The 15814-nt window shown below is 73.1% G+C and carries 14 protein-coding genes; 6 read left to right on the top strand and 8 right to left on the bottom strand.

The annotated features are described in order from the left end of the window. Nucleotides 1-37: 37 nt before the first annotated feature. Complete coding sequence (locus ACI2LW_RS26595; protein ID WP_404733740.1) at nucleotides 38-652, top strand: TetR/AcrR family transcriptional regulator; 615 nt, start codon at nucleotides 38-40, stop codon at nucleotides 650-652. Between the two features lie 123 nt (nucleotides 653-775). Here ACI2LW_RS26595 and ACI2LW_RS26600 read toward each other — a convergent pair whose 3' ends face one another. From ACI2LW_RS26600 to ACI2LW_RS26625, 6 genes are all read right to left on the bottom strand, one after another. Continuing rightward, on the bottom strand, nucleotides 776-2011 hold the full coding sequence (locus tag ACI2LW_RS26600) for a TerD family protein (protein WP_404733800.1): 1236 nt from the start codon (nucleotides 2009-2011) through the stop codon (nucleotides 776-778). Nucleotides 2012-2162: 151 nt separating this feature from the next. Continuing rightward, complete coding sequence (locus ACI2LW_RS26605) at nucleotides 2163-3152, bottom strand: zinc-dependent alcohol dehydrogenase family protein (protein ID WP_404733741.1); 990 nt, start codon at nucleotides 3150-3152, stop codon at nucleotides 2163-2165. After that, nucleotides 3149-4030 (bottom strand): carbohydrate ABC transporter permease, encoded by an 882-nt coding sequence (locus ACI2LW_RS26610; protein WP_404733742.1) that lies wholly within the window; start codon nucleotides 4028-4030, stop codon nucleotides 3149-3151. The genes ACI2LW_RS26605 and ACI2LW_RS26610 overlap by 4 nt, the downstream gene beginning before the upstream one ends. Then, nucleotides 4027-4974, bottom strand: coding sequence for a carbohydrate ABC transporter permease (locus ACI2LW_RS26615; protein ID WP_404733743.1), 948 nt, complete (start codon nucleotides 4972-4974; stop codon nucleotides 4027-4029). Before ACI2LW_RS26615 ends, ACI2LW_RS26610 begins: the two co-directional genes overlap by 4 nt. After that, entirely contained in the window at nucleotides 4971-6344 is a 1374-nt protein-coding gene (locus tag ACI2LW_RS26620) for an ABC transporter substrate-binding protein (protein WP_404733744.1), read from the bottom strand. The genes ACI2LW_RS26615 and ACI2LW_RS26620 overlap by 4 nt, the downstream gene beginning before the upstream one ends. Before the next feature lie 256 nt (nucleotides 6345-6600). Next, nucleotides 6601-7371 carry a DeoR/GlpR family DNA-binding transcription regulator gene (locus tag ACI2LW_RS26625; RefSeq protein WP_404733745.1) on the bottom strand — a complete coding sequence of 257 codons (771 nt, stop codon included), beginning with the start codon at nucleotides 7369-7371 and terminating at the stop codon, nucleotides 6601-6603. 646 nt (nucleotides 7372-8017) lie between these two features. Here ACI2LW_RS26625 and ACI2LW_RS26630 point away from each other — a divergent pair. After that, the gene (locus tag ACI2LW_RS26630) at nucleotides 8018-8827 is read left to right on the top strand and encodes an NAD-dependent epimerase/dehydratase family protein (RefSeq protein WP_404733746.1); all 810 of its coding nucleotides are present in this window, start codon (nucleotides 8018-8020) and stop codon (nucleotides 8825-8827) included. 18 nt (nucleotides 8828-8845) lie between these two features. Here the strand turns inward: ACI2LW_RS26630 and ACI2LW_RS26635 are convergent, their stop codons facing one another. Further along, nucleotides 8846-10081, bottom strand: a complete 1236-nt coding sequence (locus ACI2LW_RS26635; RefSeq protein ID WP_404733747.1) for an MFS transporter — start codon at nucleotides 10079-10081, stop codon at nucleotides 8846-8848. Between the two features lie 176 nt (nucleotides 10082-10257). Between ACI2LW_RS26635 and ACI2LW_RS26640 the strand changes: the two genes are divergently transcribed. From ACI2LW_RS26640 to ACI2LW_RS26655, 4 genes are all read left to right on the top strand, one after another. After that, complete coding sequence (locus ACI2LW_RS26640) at nucleotides 10258-10674, top strand: DUF6010 family protein (protein WP_404733801.1); 417 nt, start codon at nucleotides 10258-10260, stop codon at nucleotides 10672-10674. A gap of 131 nt (nucleotides 10675-10805) precedes the next feature. After that, on the top strand, nucleotides 10806-11534 hold the full coding sequence (locus tag ACI2LW_RS26645) for a TIGR03086 family metal-binding protein (protein WP_404733748.1): 729 nt from the start codon (nucleotides 10806-10808) through the stop codon (nucleotides 11532-11534). A 279-nt stretch (nucleotides 11535-11813) separates the two neighbouring features. After that, nucleotides 11814-12608, top strand: coding sequence for an HAD family acid phosphatase (locus ACI2LW_RS26650; protein ID WP_404733749.1), 795 nt, complete (start codon nucleotides 11814-11816; stop codon nucleotides 12606-12608). 203 nt (nucleotides 12609-12811) lie between these two features. Beyond that, on the top strand, nucleotides 12812-14263 hold the full coding sequence (locus tag ACI2LW_RS26655; protein ID WP_404733750.1) for an NCS2 family permease: 1452 nt from the start codon (nucleotides 12812-12814) through the stop codon (nucleotides 14261-14263). A gap of 20 nt (nucleotides 14264-14283) precedes the next feature. Here ACI2LW_RS26655 and ACI2LW_RS26660 read toward each other — a convergent pair whose 3' ends face one another. Beyond that, nucleotides 14284-15735 carry a peptidoglycan D,D-transpeptidase FtsI family protein gene (locus tag ACI2LW_RS26660; RefSeq protein ID WP_404733751.1) on the bottom strand — a complete coding sequence of 484 codons (1452 nt, stop codon included), beginning with the start codon at nucleotides 15733-15735 and terminating at the stop codon, nucleotides 14284-14286. Between the last annotated feature and the right edge of the window lie 79 nt (nucleotides 15736-15814).

The following is a 15814-nucleotide window of genomic DNA, read 5'->3' on the forward strand; positions in this document are numbered from 1 at the left end:
ATGCGGGGATGGTCTCCGGTCCGCAGGGAGTGTCGGGATGACAGGGGTCCGTCCCATGCGCGCGGACGCCCGGCGCAACTACGAGCGGCTGCTGCGGGTGGCCGCCGAGGCCTTCGCCCTGCACGGCGAGAACGCCTCGCTCGACGACATCGCCAAGCGTGCGGGCGTCGGCTCCGGCACCCTCTACCGGCACTTCCCCAACCGCCGGGCACTGCTGGAGGCCGCCTACGTCGACCGGATCGAGGCCATGGCCGCCCGGGCCGGCGAGCTGTCCCGGCAGCTGCCGCCGGGCGAGGCGCTGACACGGTGGCTGGAGGAGCTGTGCGCCAGCACGATCCAGGTGCGCGGACTGAAGGCGCTGCTCGGATCGGCCGTCACGGACGGCGGTTCGGCCGCCGCCACCGCCTGCGCCGTGTCGCTCAGGGGCGCGGCGACCCACCTGGTGGAGGCCGCCCGGCGGGAGGGCACCCTGCGGGCCGACGTCGAGCCCGTCGAACTGCTGCGGCTGGCGCACGGGGTGGCCACGGCCGCCGAGCTGGCGGACGGGCAGGGCGACGCCATCCGCCGCTGTCTGACCCTGCTCATGGAGGGCCTGCGGGAGCGGCCGGACACCGGGCCGGGCCGGGCGCCGGGCGGGGCGCCCTCCGGGTGAGGACGCCCGCCGCCGGCACGCGCACGGCGACCGCCCGGCAGACGGCCGCCCCCGCACGGGTCCCGCGGTACGGGTCCCGCCGCACGGGTGCCGCCGTACGGATGCCGCCCTACGGGTGCCGTCTCACAGGGCCTGGGCGGCCGGCTTCACCATGTTGCGGACCGTGCGGGCCTTGACGAAGTCGCCCATCGCGGTCATCTCCCACTCGCCGGAGAACTGGCGGATCAGCTTGGCCATCAGCACCCCGGTCTGCGCCTCGGCGTGGGTGAGGTCGAAGCGGACCAGCTCCTCGCCCGTGGCCGCGTCCAGCAGACGGCAGTACGCCTTGGCGACCTCGGTGAACTTCTGGCCGGAGAAGGAGTTCACGGTGAAGACCAGGCCGGTGACCTCCTGGGGCAGCCGCCCGAGGTCCACCACGATCACCTCGTCGTCGCCCGCGCCCTCGCCGGTGAGGTTGTCCCCGGAGTGCTTCACCGCCCCGCCGAGGATCGTCAGCTTGCCGAAGTAGCAGCTGTCGATGTGGTTGCGCTGCGGGCCGTAGGCGATGACGGAGGCGTCCAGGTCGATGTCCGCGCCGCGGAACGCGGGCTCCCAGCCCAGTCCCATCTTCACCTGGGACAGCAGTGGACGGCCGCCCTTGACCAGGGACACCGTCTGGTTCTTCTGCAGGCTGACGCGGCCCTTGTCCAGGTTGACCTTCCCGGCGCCGGGCGCGGGCGCCGGCGGGGCCGGGGGAGCGGGCGGGGCCGGCGGCGTGACCTGCGGCTGCGTCACGGGCGGCGGGCCCGCCGGCATGGGCGGGGTGCCCGGGTGCGGCGGCGCGGGCGGCGCGACGGGCTGCTGCGGGGCGGCCGGGGCGGCGGCCGGCTCCTCCACCGTCACACCGAAGTCGGTGGCGATGCCCGCCAGGCCGTTGGCGTACCCCTGGCCGACGGCGCGCGCCTTCCACTGGCCGTTGCGCAGATAGATCTCCACGACCACCAGCGCCGTCTCGCTGCCGAGCCGCGGCGGGGTGAACGTGGCCAGCACCGAGCCGTCGTCCGCGTCGCGGAGGGTGGCCGTGGGCTCGATGCCCTGGAAGGTCTGCCCGGCGGCGTCGGGGCTCGCGGTGATCACGATCTTCTCGATGCCGGGCGGCACGGCGGAGGTGTCCACGGTGATCGCGTCCGGCGCCGTGCCGCCGCCCGACCGGTGGGTCACGCCCGGCCCCGACGGCTGGTTGTAGAAGATGAAGTCGTCGTCCGAGCGGACCTTGCCGTCGCCCGTGAGCAGCAGGCCCGATACGTCGAGCCGCACCGGGGCGGCGACGTCGACCGTCACGCGCGTGGCGGCCAGAGGGATGTTCGAGCCGGGGGTCATAGCTGTCATGTGGGGGCTAACGAACGAGGGCGCTTTACCGTTCCCTTACCTGCCGAACGGGTGACACGCCCCCGCCCCGTGCCGTACGGCACCCCCGCCCCGTGCCCTACAGCACCCCGCCCTGTACCCCGCGGCGCCCTCGTCCCCCGCCCTACGGCACCACCACGATCTTCCGCCCCACGCCCGCCGCGAACTGCTCCAGCGCCTGCGGGTACCGCTCCAGCGGAACGCGGTCGCTGATGAAGACCCCGGGGTCCAGCACCCCGTTCGCGAACAGTTCCGCCGCCCGCTCGAAGCTGTGCAGCACCGCCATGGAGCCGGTGATGGTGATCTCCTGGTTGTAGATGCGGTACGGGTCGATCGTCACCCGCGTCGCGTAGTCGGCCACGCCGAACTGCAGGAACGTACCCGCCTTCGCCACCCGGCCCAGGCCGTCCTGGATGGCCGCCGCGTTGCCGGTGGCGTCCACCACCACGTCCCAGCCACGGGGCCGGTCCAGTTCGTCCGCGTTCGCGGCCGCCGCGCAGACGCCGAGGCCGCGGGCCGTCTCGAGGCGGGCCGGGTTCACGTCGACCACGTCCACGCTCGCCGCGCCGGTCCGCTTGGCCAGCTCCAGCATCATCAGGCCCATCGTCCCCGAGCCGTAGATCAGCACATGCGCCCCCAGCCGCGAGCGCAGCACGTCGTAGCCGCGCACGGCGCACGACAGCGGCTCGATCAGCGCCGCGTCCTCGGTGCGCACGTGCTCGGGCAGCTTCACGCAGTTGGCCACCGGCGCCACCGCGTACTGCGCCGCCCCGCCGGCCGTGGTCACGCCGATCGCGGCCCACCGCTCGCACATGTTGTTGTGGCCGTCGCGGCAGTAGCGGCACTCGTAGCAGTACAGGGAGGGGTCCACGGCCACCCGGTCGCCGGCCGCGACCTCCGTGACCCGGGTGCCGACGGCGACGACCCGGCCGGCGAACTCGTGCCCGGGCACGATGGGCAGCTTGGGCGCGAACTCGCCCTGGAGGATGTGCAGATCGGTGCCGCACAGGCCGCAGGCCGCCACCTCGACGACCACCTCGCGGGGTCCTGGCGCCGGGTCCGGGACCTCGGTGACGACGGCGCGGCCCACGGACTCGATGACGGCGGCCTTCATTTCACGGCTCCCAGTGACAGGCCCTGGACCAGTTTGTCCTGGGCGGCGAACCCCGCGGCGAGCACCGGCAGGGAGATGACGAGCGACGCGGCGCACACCTTCGCCAGGAACAGGCCCTGGCTGGTGATGAAGCCGGTCAGGAAGACGGGCGCGGTCTCGGCGACGACGCCCGTCAGCACCCGGGCGAACAGCAGCTCGTTCCAGCTGAAGATGAAGCAGATGAGGGCGGTGGCGGCGATGCCCGGGAGCGCGATCGGAGCGACCACCCGGCGCAGCACGGTGGGCAGCCGGGCGCCGTCGATCTGCGCGGCCTCGATGACCGCGATCGGCACCTCGGAGAGGAAGGACTGCATCATCCACACCGCGATCGGCAGGTTCATCGCCGTGTAGAGCACGACGAGCGCCCAGACGTTGTCCAGCAGCCCGGCGTTCTTGGCGAAGAGGTAGACCGGCAGCAGACCCGCCACGGCCGGCAGCATCTTGGTGGACAGGAAGAAGAACAGCACGTCGGTCCACTTGCGCACCCGCCGGATGGACAGGGCGTACGCGGCGGGCAGCGCGAGCAGCAGGGTCAGTACGGTGGAGGCCACCGACGCCGTGGTGGAGTTGATCAGCGCCGGCCAGGGGCTCGCGCCGCCGTCCAGGCCGAAGAACTCGCGGTAGCTGCCGAGGGTGAGCGAGGCGGTGAGGGACGGCGGGTTGGTCGCCGCGTCCGCCTCGGAGTGGAAGGACGTCAGCGCCATCCACAGCAGGGGCAGCACGAACAGGATGCCGGCCAGCCAGGCGGCCACCCCGAGGGCGGCGCCCTTGAACCGGACACGCCGCGCGGGGCCTTGCGGTGCGCGCCGGCGCGCGGGTGCGGTGACGGCGGTCGTCATGCGCGGGACACCTCCTCGCGGAACAGGGACGACACCACGCGCAGGGCGAACGTCGCGAGCGCGATCGAGCCGATGACGACCACGACCCCGGCGGCCGAGGCGAGGCCGTTCTCGTGCGCCTGGTAGAAGGTCTGGTAGATGGTGTACGGCAGGTTGGCGGTGCCCAGGCCGCCGGAGGTGAGGGTGAACACCGCGTCGAAGTTCTGCACGATGTAGATCGAGCCGAGCAGCACCCCGAGCTCCAGATAGCGGCGCAGGTGCGGCAGCGTGATGTGCACGAACACCTGCCAGTCGCCGGCGCCGTCCATGCGGGCCGCCTCGATCAGCTCCGGGTCCCGGCTCTGCAGCCCGGCCAGCAGGATCAGCATCATGAACGGCGTCCACTGCCACACCAGGGAGGCCTCGACCGCCGCCAGCGGCATGTCGGAGATCCAGTCCGGCTGCGGCGCGCCGTCGCCCCCGGCCCAGTGCAGGACGCCGTTGAAGAGCCCGTACTCGGGGTTGAACAGCACGTGCTTCCACAGCAGGGCGGCCGCGATCGGGACCACGAGGAACGGCGCGATCAGCATGGTGCGCACGGCGGCCCGGCCGCGGAAGCGGCGGTCCAGCAGCAGCGCCAGTACCAGGCCGAGCAGCAGGCTGACGAGCACCACGGTGACGGTCAGCAGGACGGTCGTCCACACGGACTTGCGCAGCTCCGGGGTGCTCAGGACGTCGGCGTAGTTGGCGAACCCGGTGAAGTGCCGCTCGTCGGGGTAGAGCGCGTTCCAGTCGAAGAACGAGATCACCAGGGTGGCCACGAACGGCAGCTGCGTCACCGCGATCATGAAGATGAGGGCGGGCAGCAGCGGGGCCCGGGTGGCCCAGGCGCGCATGCGGTTGGGGGGCCGGGTCGCCGGCCGCGCGGGGGCGGCGGCGACCCGGGCGGAGGTCGTGGCGGTCATGAGTCCTCGTACTTCTTGGCGACGGCCTCGGCGTACTGCTGCGACTTCTCCAGCGCGCTGTCCACCGACTGCCGGCCGGCGATGGCCGAGCTGATCTCCTGGGAGACCTTGGTGCCCAGGTCGGTGAACTCGGGGATGCCGACGAACTGGATGCCGGGCGCGGGTCGCGGCTGCACCCCCGGGTCCTCGGGCCGGGCGCTCGCGATCGCGTCCCGGGTGACGTCGGCGAAGGCCGCGGCCTCCTTGCGGTACTCCGGGATGTCGTAGGTGGAGGAGCGCTTGCCGGCGGGCACGTTGGACCAGCCGGCCTTCTCGCCCGCGAGCCTCTCGTAGTCCTTGCCGGACGCCCAGGAGATGAACTTCCAGGCGTCGTCGGCGTGCTTGGACGCCTTCTGGATGCCCCACGCCCAGGTGTAGAGCCAGCCGGAGCTGCGGGTCCTGTCGACCGGCGCCGGGACATAACCGATCTTGCCCTTGACGGGGGAGTCGGCGGCCTCCAGCGAGCCGGCGCCCGCCGTGGCGTCGTACCACATGGCCGTCTTGCCCTGGGTCATGTTGTTGAGGCACTCGGCGTAGCCGGACTGGGCGGCGCCGGACTCGCCGTGCTCGCGGACGAGGTCGACGTAGAACCGGGTGGCCTTCTTGAACTCCGGCGCGTCCAGGCGCGCCTTCCAGTCCTTGTCGAACCAGGTGCCGCCGAAGGTGTTGACGACCGTGGTCAGCGGCGCCATCACCTCACCCCAGCCGGGCAGTCCGCGCAGGCAGATGCCCTTCATACCGGGTTCGGCGCCGTCCAGCCGGGCGGCCAGGTCCGCCACCTGCCGCCAGGTGGGGTGGGCGGGCATCTTCAGGCCCTTCTTCCGCAGGACGTCCTTGCGGTACATCAGGAAGGAGGACTCGCCGTAGAAGGGCTCGCCGTAGAGCTTGCCGTCCGCGGCGGTGAGGGCCTGCCGCATCGGGGCGAGGACGTCCTGCTGGTCGAAGGCGGTGTCCTTGGCGACGTAGGAGTCGATCGGGTGGAGCCAGCCGTTCTTGGCGTAGATCGGGATCTCGTAGTTGCTGAGGGTGGCGACGTCGTACTGGCCCGCCTGGTTGGCGAAGTCCTGGCTGATCTTGTCCCGGACGTCGTTCTCCGGCAGCACGGTGAAGTTCACCTTGATCCCGGTGTCCTTGGTGAAGTGCGCGGCGGTGAGCTTCTGCAGCTCGACCATCTGCGGGTTGTTCACCATCAGGACGTTGACGGAGTGGGCGGATGATCCGCCGCCCGCTCCGCCGGCGCCCGAGCAGCCGGCGAGCAGCGGGGTGATCAGTGTTCCTGCGGCGGCCACCGCCAGTGCGGTGCGGCGCGTCCGTCGGCTCTGGGTGCGCATGTACAGCTCCTGATCGCTATGGGGTTGCTGAGACTGTGGGCCGGCCGCGAGGGCCGGTGGGGAGGGGCGGGTCGGGGGTGTGCGGGTCCGCCGTGCGGCCCGGGTGCGGGGCGGCGCGGGACGGAGGGTGTGCGGTTGTCCGGCCGGTGGCCGGTGGCCGGTGGCCGTGGCCGTTGGTCGTTGGTGCCGGTGCCGGTGCCGGTGCCGGTGCCGGTGCCGGTGGCCGGTGGCCGGTCGCGGGCCGGGCCGGGCCGGGTCAGGCCCGGATGACCTGCGGGCCCTGGAGCGAGTAGCGGTGGGCTTCGGAGGACGGCAGCAGCGTGCTGGTGACGACGGCCTCCAGGTCGCCGATCTCGCCGAAGCGGCAGAAGCTGACCGCGCCGAACTTGGTGTGCACGCCCGCGAACACCACCCGTCGCGCGGCCCGCATGGCCTGCGCCTTGACCTCGCTGACGGCGGGGTCGGGCGTGGTCAGGCCGTGCTCGCGGGAGATGCCGTTGGCGCCGATGTAGGCGAGGTCGAGGACGAAGCCGGCGAGCATCTTCGTGGTCCAGTGGTCGACGGTGGCCAGTGTGCCCGCGCGGACCCGGCCGCCGAGCAGCAGCACGGAGACGTTCTCCGCCTCGGCGAGGGCGCCGGCGACCGGCAGGGACGCGGTGACCACGGTCAGCGGCCGGTCGCGGGGCAGCGCCTCGGCGATGAGCTGGGGGGTGAAGCCCTCGTCGACGAAGACGGTCTCGGCGTCCCCGAGCAGCTCGGCCGCCGCGGCCGCGATCCGGCGCTTCTCGGGGACGTGACTGGTGGCGCGGAAGGCGAGGGTGGTCTCGAAGCCGGCGCTCTCCACCGGATAGGCGCCGCCGTGGGTGCGGCGGACCAGTCCGTGGTCCTCCAGGGCGCGCAGATCGCGGCGCACGGTCTCCTTGGCCACGCCGAGCTCGGCGGCGAGCGCGGTGACGTCGACCTGGCCGGTGGCGCGGGCGACCCGGACGATCTCCCGCTGGCGCTCCTCCGCCGTCCTCGCGCTCATTGGCCGACACCTGCTTTCCCGTGCTGCGCTGCCCGTTCGGGCCCGTTCGGGCCCGGCGGGTTCCCTGGGGGAAAGTTCTACAGCGGCGCCGCCGCACTGACCAGGTCTGTTGCGGGCCCGATGCTGCCCGGATGTGCCCGCTTGGCGTGACGGCTGCCCGTCGCGGACCTGCGCGGCTGGCGGGGGCGGGGGTGGGAGCGGGCACCGCGGATGCCCGAATACGGCCCCGCCGGCGCCCGTTCCCTGCCCGCGGACCCCCACGACCGATCATTTCCCGCCGTGTCCGCGGGTCCCGGGCGCCGCCCCCGCGGTCTCGGTGACGCCGCGTCCGCCGGTCCCGGCGGCGTCGAGGCGGCCGACGGGCGGGTCGGGGCAGCCGGCGGGCGCGTCTCCGAGTCCGGCACTCCTCGGGCGTGGGCGCGTGGCGCCGTCGCGTGGGGCAGCGGCGGATCTCACCCACTGCGATGGACACTTGACGCACCGGACCACCCTCCCTAGCGTGTCCACGCATGTGAATCCGGTCCACGGTTGCGGTGGAAACACAGACGCGCCAGCATGCGTCGGCCGCGCCGCCGGCGTTCCCACCCCGGCCCTCGGCCCTCGCGCCCCGGCCCCCGCCCCGACCACCCACCCGAGGAGACCGAGCATGCCCGCTCCGCGCACCGTACTGCTCACCGGCGCCGCCGGCGGGCTCGGCACCCTGATGCGGGGCCTGCTGCCCGGGTACGGCTACGAACTGCGCCTGCTCGATCTCCGACCGGTCGAGGACGCGCCGGACGCGATCGTCGCCGACCTCGGCGACCGGCGGGCGCTGCGCGAGGCGGTCCGGGGCGTCGACGCGATCGTCCATCTCGCGGGCATCTCCCTGGAAGCCTCCTTCGACAAGATCCTCAAGGCCAACATCGAGGGCACCTACAACCTCTACGAGGCGGCCCGTGAGGAGGGCGTCGGCCGGATCGTCTTCGCCTCCTCCAACCACGCGGTGGGCTACACCCCGCGCCCCCAGGGCGACGACCCGCTGATCCCGGTCGGCACCCCGCACCGCCCCGACACCTTCTACGGCCTGTCCAAGTCCTTCGGCGAGGACCTGGCCCAGCTCTACTGGGACAGGCACGGGATCGAGACCGTCTCGGTGCGCATCGGCTCCTGCTACCCCGAGCCGACCAGCGTGCGCATGCTGTCGCTGTGGCTGAGCCCCGCCGACGGCGCCCGCCTCTTCCACGCCGCCCTGACCGCCGATCACGTCGGCCACACCGTCGTCCACGGCTCCTCCGCCAACACCCGGCTGTGGTGGGACCTGAGCACGGCGCGTGCGCTGGGCTACGAACCGCGGGACGACTCCGAGCCGTACGCCGCGAAGCTGATCGCCGAGCAGGGCGAACCGGACCCCGCCGACGAGGCCCATGCCCGCCTCGGCGGCCACTTCGTGACGGACCCCCCGATCTGGCCGTACTGACGCGGCGGTGCGCCCGCGTCACGCGGTGCTCGCGTCGGACGGCGACCGCGGCGCCGTGCGCCCGGTGCCCGCCGCGCTCCGCAGCAGCGAACCCGCCGTCGTCAGCAGCCCCAGCCCCAGCGCGAGCAGCAGCGGCGCGAGCCCGGCGGCCCCGGTCAGCCAGGCCCCCGCGGCCAGACCGGCGACGTTCGGCACGAAGACCAGCGTGCTCGCGGTCGCGGCCACCCGCCCGGCCGCCGCCGGCGGCGCCACGCGCTGCACGGCCGTGAACGCGGCGATCAGCACGCACGGCAGCCCCAGACCGATGCCCGCACCGCACGCGAGGGCCACCGCGTCGGACGGGACCGCCCGCAGCGCCACCGCGACCGCCGTCAGGGCGATCCCGTACGCGGCGAAACGGCGCTCGCCCAGGCGGCGCAGCCCCGGCCCCGCGGCGACCCCGGCCAGCACCGAACCGGCACCCTGCGCCGCGTACAGCGCTCCGGCGTACGCGGGCGCGTGCCCGAGGGCGTCCACCACCGCGTACACCAGCGCGCCGTTGACGCCCGCGCACAGCATCGTGGCGCCGCCGGCCAGGGCCAGCGGCCGCAGCCGCGGGTGGCGCCACAGCAGGAGGGCGCCCTCGGCGGTCCGCCGCCGCCAGGAGGCCGCGGGCGGCACCGGCCGGGCCTCCCGCACCCGCAGCAGCGCGTACAGCCCCGCGGCCAGCACGAAGGTGGCCGCGTCCAGCAGGGCCACACCGCCGCCGCCGTACGCCGTGTACAGGCCCGCGCCCGCGAGCGGGGCCAGCAGCTTCATGCCCTCCGTCACCGCCGTCCGCAGCCCGTTGAAGTCGCCCAGCAGCGCCGGGTCGACGGCGGTGGCGAGCAGGGCCGACTTCGCGGCGTCGTGCACGGTCCCCACCGCGCCGTAGACGAGGAGCACGGCGTAGACCACCCATACGCGGGAGGCGGAGTCGACGGTGAGCAGGGCGGGCAGCACGGCGGCGAGCAGCAGGTTCGCGCCGATCAGCAGGGGCCCGCGGCGGACGCGGTCGGCGAGCGTGCCCAGCAGCGGGCCGGCCAGGGACGGAAGCCACATGGCGAGCAGGCACAGCGCGGCCGCGCCGTTCGCGCCGGTGAGGTCCTTCACCCACACCCCGGACGCCAGCCACAGCGCCGACGTGCCGAAACCGGAGACCACCACGGCGGCCAGGCACAGCCCCGCCCGCCGGTCGCGCACCACCCGCACCAGGGCCCATTCACTCGTCGTCATGCCTGACGAGCGTGGCGCTAAGGCCCCGCCGCGCGGATGGGGAGGATGCCCTAGTGAGGCCCTGGTGAGGCCCTGGTGAGGCCCTGGTGCGGGCGGCCGCCGGGCGGGAATCCGTCGGAAGCTGTCGGCAATCCCCCTGGGACGCCCGCCGGCACCGCCCTACCGTCGGGCGCATGCTGCGCTACGTCCTGCCGGTCGTCATCGGCGTCCTCTCCGTCCTGGTCCTGTCCCTGCCCCGGGAACCGCACCGCCGGCGCCTCAACGCGCTCATGGTGGCGGGGGCGGGGGCCGCCTATCTGAGCGGCGGCGGCCTCGGCGGCTGGGAGTTCGCCTTCACGGCCGTCGTCACCTGGGCCGCCTACCGGGGCCTGGAGTCGTGGACCTTCATCGGGATCGGCTGGCTGCTGCACACCGCCTGGGACGTCGTCCACCACCTCAACGGCAACCCCATCGTCCCCTTCGCCGGCGACTCCTCCTTCGGCTGCGCGCTGTGCGACCCGGTGATCGCCCTGTGGTGCCTCCGGGGCGGTCCGTCCCCCTGGGAGTGGCTGCGCCGCGGGCGCCCGGCGGCGGCCGGGGAGCCGGCGGCCTGAGGGGGCCGGCCGGGCGGGCGATGAGCTCCGTGCCGGGCGGGCGATGACCTCCGTGCCGGGCGGCGATGAGTTCCGTGCCGGGCCGGGGTCTGTACTCCCGGGGGACACCGTGACGACCCTGGGAGCACCCGATGACCGACACCGAAGCCGGCACCACCGGCACCGACACCACGCGCACCACTGTCACCGGCGCCGAGACCACCGGCGCCGAGACCACCGGCGTCGAGACCACCGGCGCCGAGACGACCGGCACCACGCGCACCGGCGGCACCGGCACCCCTCCCTCTCTCGACCTGGGCCCGCAGGCGCGGGTGGTGGCCGGGCTGGTCCGGGGCGTGGACGAGGACCTGCTCGCCGGCCGGACCCCGTGCCCCGAGCTGGCGGTGCGCAACCTGCTGGGGCACCTGCTGCACCTGGCGGTGGCCTTCCGGGACGCCGCCCGCAAGGACCTCGGCGTCACGACCGATACCGCCCCGGACACCGTCGTGCCGGACATCGGCCCCGGCTGGCGCGGGGAACTGCCCCGGGCCCTGGACGCCCTCGCCGCGGCGTGGCGGGACCCGGACGCCTGGACCGGAGCGACCCGCGCGGGCGGCGTGGACCTGCCGGGCGAGGTGGCCGGCGTGGTCGCGGCCGACGAACTCGTGATCCACGGCTGGGACCTGGCGCGGGCCACCGGCCAGGAGTACCGGCCCGACCCGGCCGCGCTGAGCGCGTCGTACCGCTTCCTGCGGGCGGCGGCCGGCGAACCGGACAGCGGCGGCGGCCTGTTCGGGCCCGTGGTGCCCGTCCCCGAGGGCGCCCCGCTGCTGGACCGGGCGGTCGGGCTGAGCGGCCGGGATCCCGGCTGGACACCGTGAACCGGCCGGGAGCGGCCGAGGAGTGACGGAAGCAGGGGCCGCTCCCGCGTAGGCCGCGTCGTACTCCGGCAGGCAGGTGCCGGAGTGCGACGCGGCCGACTGGCGGGTCGCCGCCCCGGTACGCCCCGCCGGCCCCCCAACTCACCCGCGCCCGGGTCGCGTCGGCGACCCGGGCGAATTGTGTATCGATCGGATAACTCCCCTCGCGTCCCTGTGCGTGATGCGCGTAGACAGTGCGTGACCTGGTGCATCAACCACCTCTGCAGATCCGGAGATTCCATGCGGAAGTCCCTCAGAGCGGCCGCCGCGGCCGCCGCCTGTGTCGTCGCCGGTGGCGCGCTGTACGGCGCCGGCGCCGCCACGGCCGGGCAGTCCAGCGCCAACTCCACCCGCGAGCCCTACAACATCGGGCTGCTGGTGAAGGACATCGACACCTACTACGGCACCGCGCTCGACGCGAACGGCGTCTACCAGGCGTCCCCGACGAGCCAGTACGCCAAGGACCTGGCCCGCATCGACGCCGACGCCAAGCGGTACATCGACAAGGCGGCCCACAAGGCGCACCACCGCGGCCAGAAGCCGGCCGTCGTCTTCGACATCGACGACACGCTGCTGCTCAGCCTCGACTACGAGAAGCGCTACAACTACACGTACAACTCGGCCAGCTGGGCCGAGTACGTCAACCGCGCCGACCGCCCGGAGGTGTTCGGCAGCCCCGAGCTCGTGCGGTACGCCGCGCGCAAGGGCGTCACCGTCTTCTACAACTCGGGCCTGAACGAGGCGCAGCGGTCCGCCGCCGTGGAGAACCTGAAGAAGGTCGGCGCCGACGTCAACCTCGACCCCGCGCACATGTTCCTCAAGGACGCGGCCAACCCGCCGGCGTACCTGAGCGGCTGTGCCACCCCGGGTGCCTGGAAGTGCACCACGGTCCAGTACAAGTCCGGCACCCGCAAGCACATCGAGGACCTCGGGTACGACATCGTCGCCAACTTCGGCGACCAGTACTCCGACCTCGACGGCGGCTACGCCGACCGCACCTACAAGCTCCCCAACCCGACGTACTTCGTCAGCTAGCCGCGTCCTTCGCGCGCCCGCCGGGCCGCGCCGCCGCCCGTCCCCGCGACGTGGCGGGGGCGCGGCCCGTCGCGTTGAGCCCCCGCGCCGGCCCCGCAACTGACGTCCATTCCGTAACACCGGGAACACCTGAAAGGGATGCGCCGGGGGAACAATCCAGCCAGCATCCGCGCACCGATCACTCAGGCCCGAGGAGTACAGCCATGTCCGAAACACAGAAGGCGGTCGACCGGCCAAGTGCCGCGCCCCCGGCGGCAGGCGGCGTCGACCGCTTCTTCCGGATCTCCGAACGCGGCTCCACCTTCGGCCGGGAGATACGCGGCGGTCTCGCCACGTTCTTCACCATGGCCTACATCCTCGTGCTGAATCCGATCATCCTGGGCAGCGCCAAGGACAAGTTCGGCCACCAGCTGGACACGGGCCAACTGGTCACCGCCACCGCGCTGGTGGCCTGTGTCATGACGGTCATCATGGGCGTGGGCGGCAATCTGCCGTTGGCCATCGCCGCCGGCCTCGGCCTCAACGCGGTCGTCGCCTTCCAGATCGCCCCGCTGATGAGCTGGGCCGACGCGATGGGCCTGGTCGTCATCGAGGGCGTCCTCATCTGCGTGCTGGTGCTGACCGGGCTGCGCGAGGCGATCATGAACGCCATCCCGCGCCAGCTCAAGCAGGCCATCGGCGTCGGCATCGGTCTGTTCATCGCCTTCATCGGCTTCGTCGACGCCGGGTTCGTCAGCCGCATCCCGGACGCGGCGGGCACGACCGTGCCGGTGCAGCTCGGCGCGGTGGGCCGGCTGACCGGCTGGCCCGTCCTGGTGTTCTGTCTCGGCGTGCTGCTGACCATCGCGCTGCTGGCGCGGAAGGTGAAGGGCGCGATCCTGATCAGCATCGTCACCATGACGGTGGTCGCCGTCGTCATCGACGCCGTCGCCGACGTGAAGAGCTGGGGCCTGACCACACCCGAGGTGCCCGACAAGGTGGTGGGCACCCCCGACTTCGGACTGGTCGGCCACTTCAGCCTGTTCGGCGCCTTCGGCGAGACCGGCGCGATCACCGTCGTCCTGCTGATCTTCACCCTGGTGCTGTCGGACTTCTTCGACGCCATGGGCACCATCGTCGGCATCAGCGCCGAGGCCGGGCTGCTCGACGAGCAGGGCCGGGTGCCCGGCATCGGGCGGGTGCTGTTCATCGACGGCGCCGCCGCGATCGCCGGCGGCGCCGGCTCGGCCTCCTCCAACACCGCCTACATCGAGTCCGCCGCGGGCGTCGGCGAGGGCGCCCGCACCGGTTTCGCCAACCTGGTCACCGGCGGACTGTTCGGCCTGGCGCTGTTCCTCACCCCGCTGCTGACCATCGTCCCGCTGCAGGCCGCCGCGCCCGCGCTGATCGCGGTCGGCTTCCTCATGATGACCCACGTCAAGCACATCGACTGGGACCGCTACGAGATCGCCATCCCGGCCTTCCTCACCATCGCCGCGATGCCGTTCACGTACTCCATCACCGACGGCATCGGCGCCGGCTTCCTGTCCTACGTCGTCATCAAGACCGTCCTCGGCAAGGCCAGGGAGGTCAACTGGCTGCTGTGGGGGGTGTCCGCGCTGTTCCTCGTCTACTTCGCGATCGACCCGGTGGAGCAACTGCTGGGCGTGGGCTGAGAGCCCTGAGGCTCCCCGCCTCAGTCCTTGAGCGCGGCCCGCATCACCGCCCTGGCCACCGGCGCGGCCAGCCCGTTGCCGCTGACCTCGGAGCGGGCCGCGTCCGACTGCTCGACGACCACCGCCACCGCGACCTGCTCGCCGGTCGCCTCCGAGGTGCCGTAGGAGGTGAACCACGCGTAGGGCACCTTGCTGTTGTGCTCGCCGTGCTGGGCGGTGCCCGTCTTGCCGCCCACCGTCACCCCGGGGACGCGCGCGTTGGTGCCGGTGCCCTGCTCGACGACCGTGCGCATCGCCGACCGCAGCTGCGCGGCCGTGCCGGAGCCGATGATCCGCCGGGAGCCGGCGCCGTCGTCGTAGTCCCGCAGCACGTCGCCGTCGCCGTCGGTGGTCCGGGACACCATGTGCGGCGCGACCAGCTCGCCGTCGTGGGCGATCGCCGCCGACACCATGGCCATCTGCAGCGGGGTGGCGGTGACGTCGAACTGGCCGATGCCGGACAGCGCGGTCTGCGCCTTGTCCATGTCCTTCGGGTAGACGCTCGGGTACGCCCGCACGGGCACGTCCTGCGACCGGTCGTCGAAGCCGAACTTCTCCGCCATCGCCCGCACCTTGTCCTGGCCGAGGTCGACGGCCATCTTGGCGAAGACGTTGTTGCAGGAGTACCGCAGCGCGGTGCGGATGGTGGCGTTCTCGCAGGGAGCGGAGGGGTTCTCGTTGGACAGGGTCCGGCTGGTGCCGGGCAGCGGGTAGGGGTCGGGGCTGTCGGTGCGTACGTCCACCGACGGGTACAGCCCGTCCTCCAGCGCCGCCGCCGCGACCACCAGCTTGAACGTGGAGCCCGGCGGCAGCGGCTGCCGCAGCGCGCGGTTGGTCATCGGCTTGTCCGGGTCGGCGCTCAGCCGCTGCCAGGCGCTCCCGTCGCCGGTGCTGAGCAGGGAGGGGTCGTAGGAGGGCGTGGAGACCACCGCGAGGATCCGGCCGGTGGCGGGGTCGACGGCGACGGCGGCGCCCTTCTTGCCGCCGAGCGCCCGGTACGCGGCCCGCTGCACGTCCGGGTCGATCGTCGTGATCACGTCACCGGGGGCGGCGCGCTTTCCGGTGACGGTGTCGAGCGGGTTCTTCAGCCGGGGGTCCGTGCCGTTGAGCAGGTCCTGGTGGACGCCCTCCAGCAGGGTCGCCCCGTACACCTGCGAGCTGTACCCGGTCACGGCGGCGTACAGCCGGCCGTCGACGTACGTGCGCTTGTACCGCAGGTCGCCGCCGGCCGTCCGCGCGGAGCCGGTGACCGCCCTGCCGCCCACGACGATGTTGCCGAGCGGCTCCGCGTACGTCTCGATCGCCCTGCGCCGGTTGTCCTTGTCGTCCGCGAGGGCCCTGCCGTCGTAGAACTGCACCCAGGTCGCCCTGACCAGCAGGGTCAGCACCAGCAGCAGCGCGAAGACGGAGGCCCGCCTGATCGTCTTGTTCATCGCACGCACAAGGACGAGCGGCGGGGGGTGAATCGTTCCCGTCCGCCCCCGTCCGCCCGCTTTCTCATCGGACGTTCAT

This window comes from Streptomyces sp. NPDC004065 (assembly GCF_044903565.1).
GTDB lineage: Bacteria > Actinomycetota > Actinomycetes > Streptomycetales > Streptomycetaceae > Streptomyces.

What these genes read in the sequence shown, in the direction of transcription:
- ACI2LW_RS26595 (WP_404733740.1), top strand. Translation starts at nt 38, where the DNA reads ATGACAGGGGTCCGTCCCATGCGCGCGGACGCCCGGCGCAACTACGAG.
- ACI2LW_RS26600 (WP_404733800.1), bottom strand. Translation starts at nt 2,011, where the DNA reads ATGACCCCCGGCTCGAACATCCCTCTGGCCGCCACGCGCGTGACGGTC.
- ACI2LW_RS26605 (WP_404733741.1), bottom strand. Translation starts at nt 3,152, where the DNA reads ATGAAGGCCGCCGTCATCGAGTCCGTGGGCCGCGCCGTCGTCACCGAG.
- ACI2LW_RS26610 (WP_404733742.1), bottom strand. Translation starts at nt 4,030, where the DNA reads ATGACGACCGCCGTCACCGCACCCGCGCGCCGGCGCGCACCGCAAGGC.
- ACI2LW_RS26615 (WP_404733743.1), bottom strand. Translation starts at nt 4,974, where the DNA reads ATGACCGCCACGACCTCCGCCCGGGTCGCCGCCGCCCCCGCGCGGCCG.
- ACI2LW_RS26620 (WP_404733744.1), bottom strand. Translation starts at nt 6,344, where the DNA reads ATGCGCACCCAGAGCCGACGGACGCGCCGCACCGCACTGGCGGTGGCC.
- ACI2LW_RS26625 (WP_404733745.1), bottom strand. Translation starts at nt 7,371, where the DNA reads ATGAGCGCGAGGACGGCGGAGGAGCGCCAGCGGGAGATCGTCCGGGTC.
- ACI2LW_RS26630 (WP_404733746.1), top strand. Translation starts at nt 8,018, where the DNA reads ATGCCCGCTCCGCGCACCGTACTGCTCACCGGCGCCGCCGGCGGGCTC.
- ACI2LW_RS26635 (WP_404733747.1), bottom strand. Translation starts at nt 10,081, where the DNA reads ATGACGACGAGTGAATGGGCCCTGGTGCGGGTGGTGCGCGACCGGCGG.
- ACI2LW_RS26645 (WP_404733748.1), top strand. Translation starts at nt 10,806, where the DNA reads ATGACCGACACCGAAGCCGGCACCACCGGCACCGACACCACGCGCACC.
- ACI2LW_RS26650 (WP_404733749.1), top strand. Translation starts at nt 11,814, where the DNA reads ATGCGGAAGTCCCTCAGAGCGGCCGCCGCGGCCGCCGCCTGTGTCGTC.
- ACI2LW_RS26655 (WP_404733750.1), top strand. Translation starts at nt 12,812, where the DNA reads ATGTCCGAAACACAGAAGGCGGTCGACCGGCCAAGTGCCGCGCCCCCG.
- ACI2LW_RS26660 (WP_404733751.1), bottom strand. Translation starts at nt 15,735, where the DNA reads ATGAACAAGACGATCAGGCGGGCCTCCGTCTTCGCGCTGCTGCTGGTG.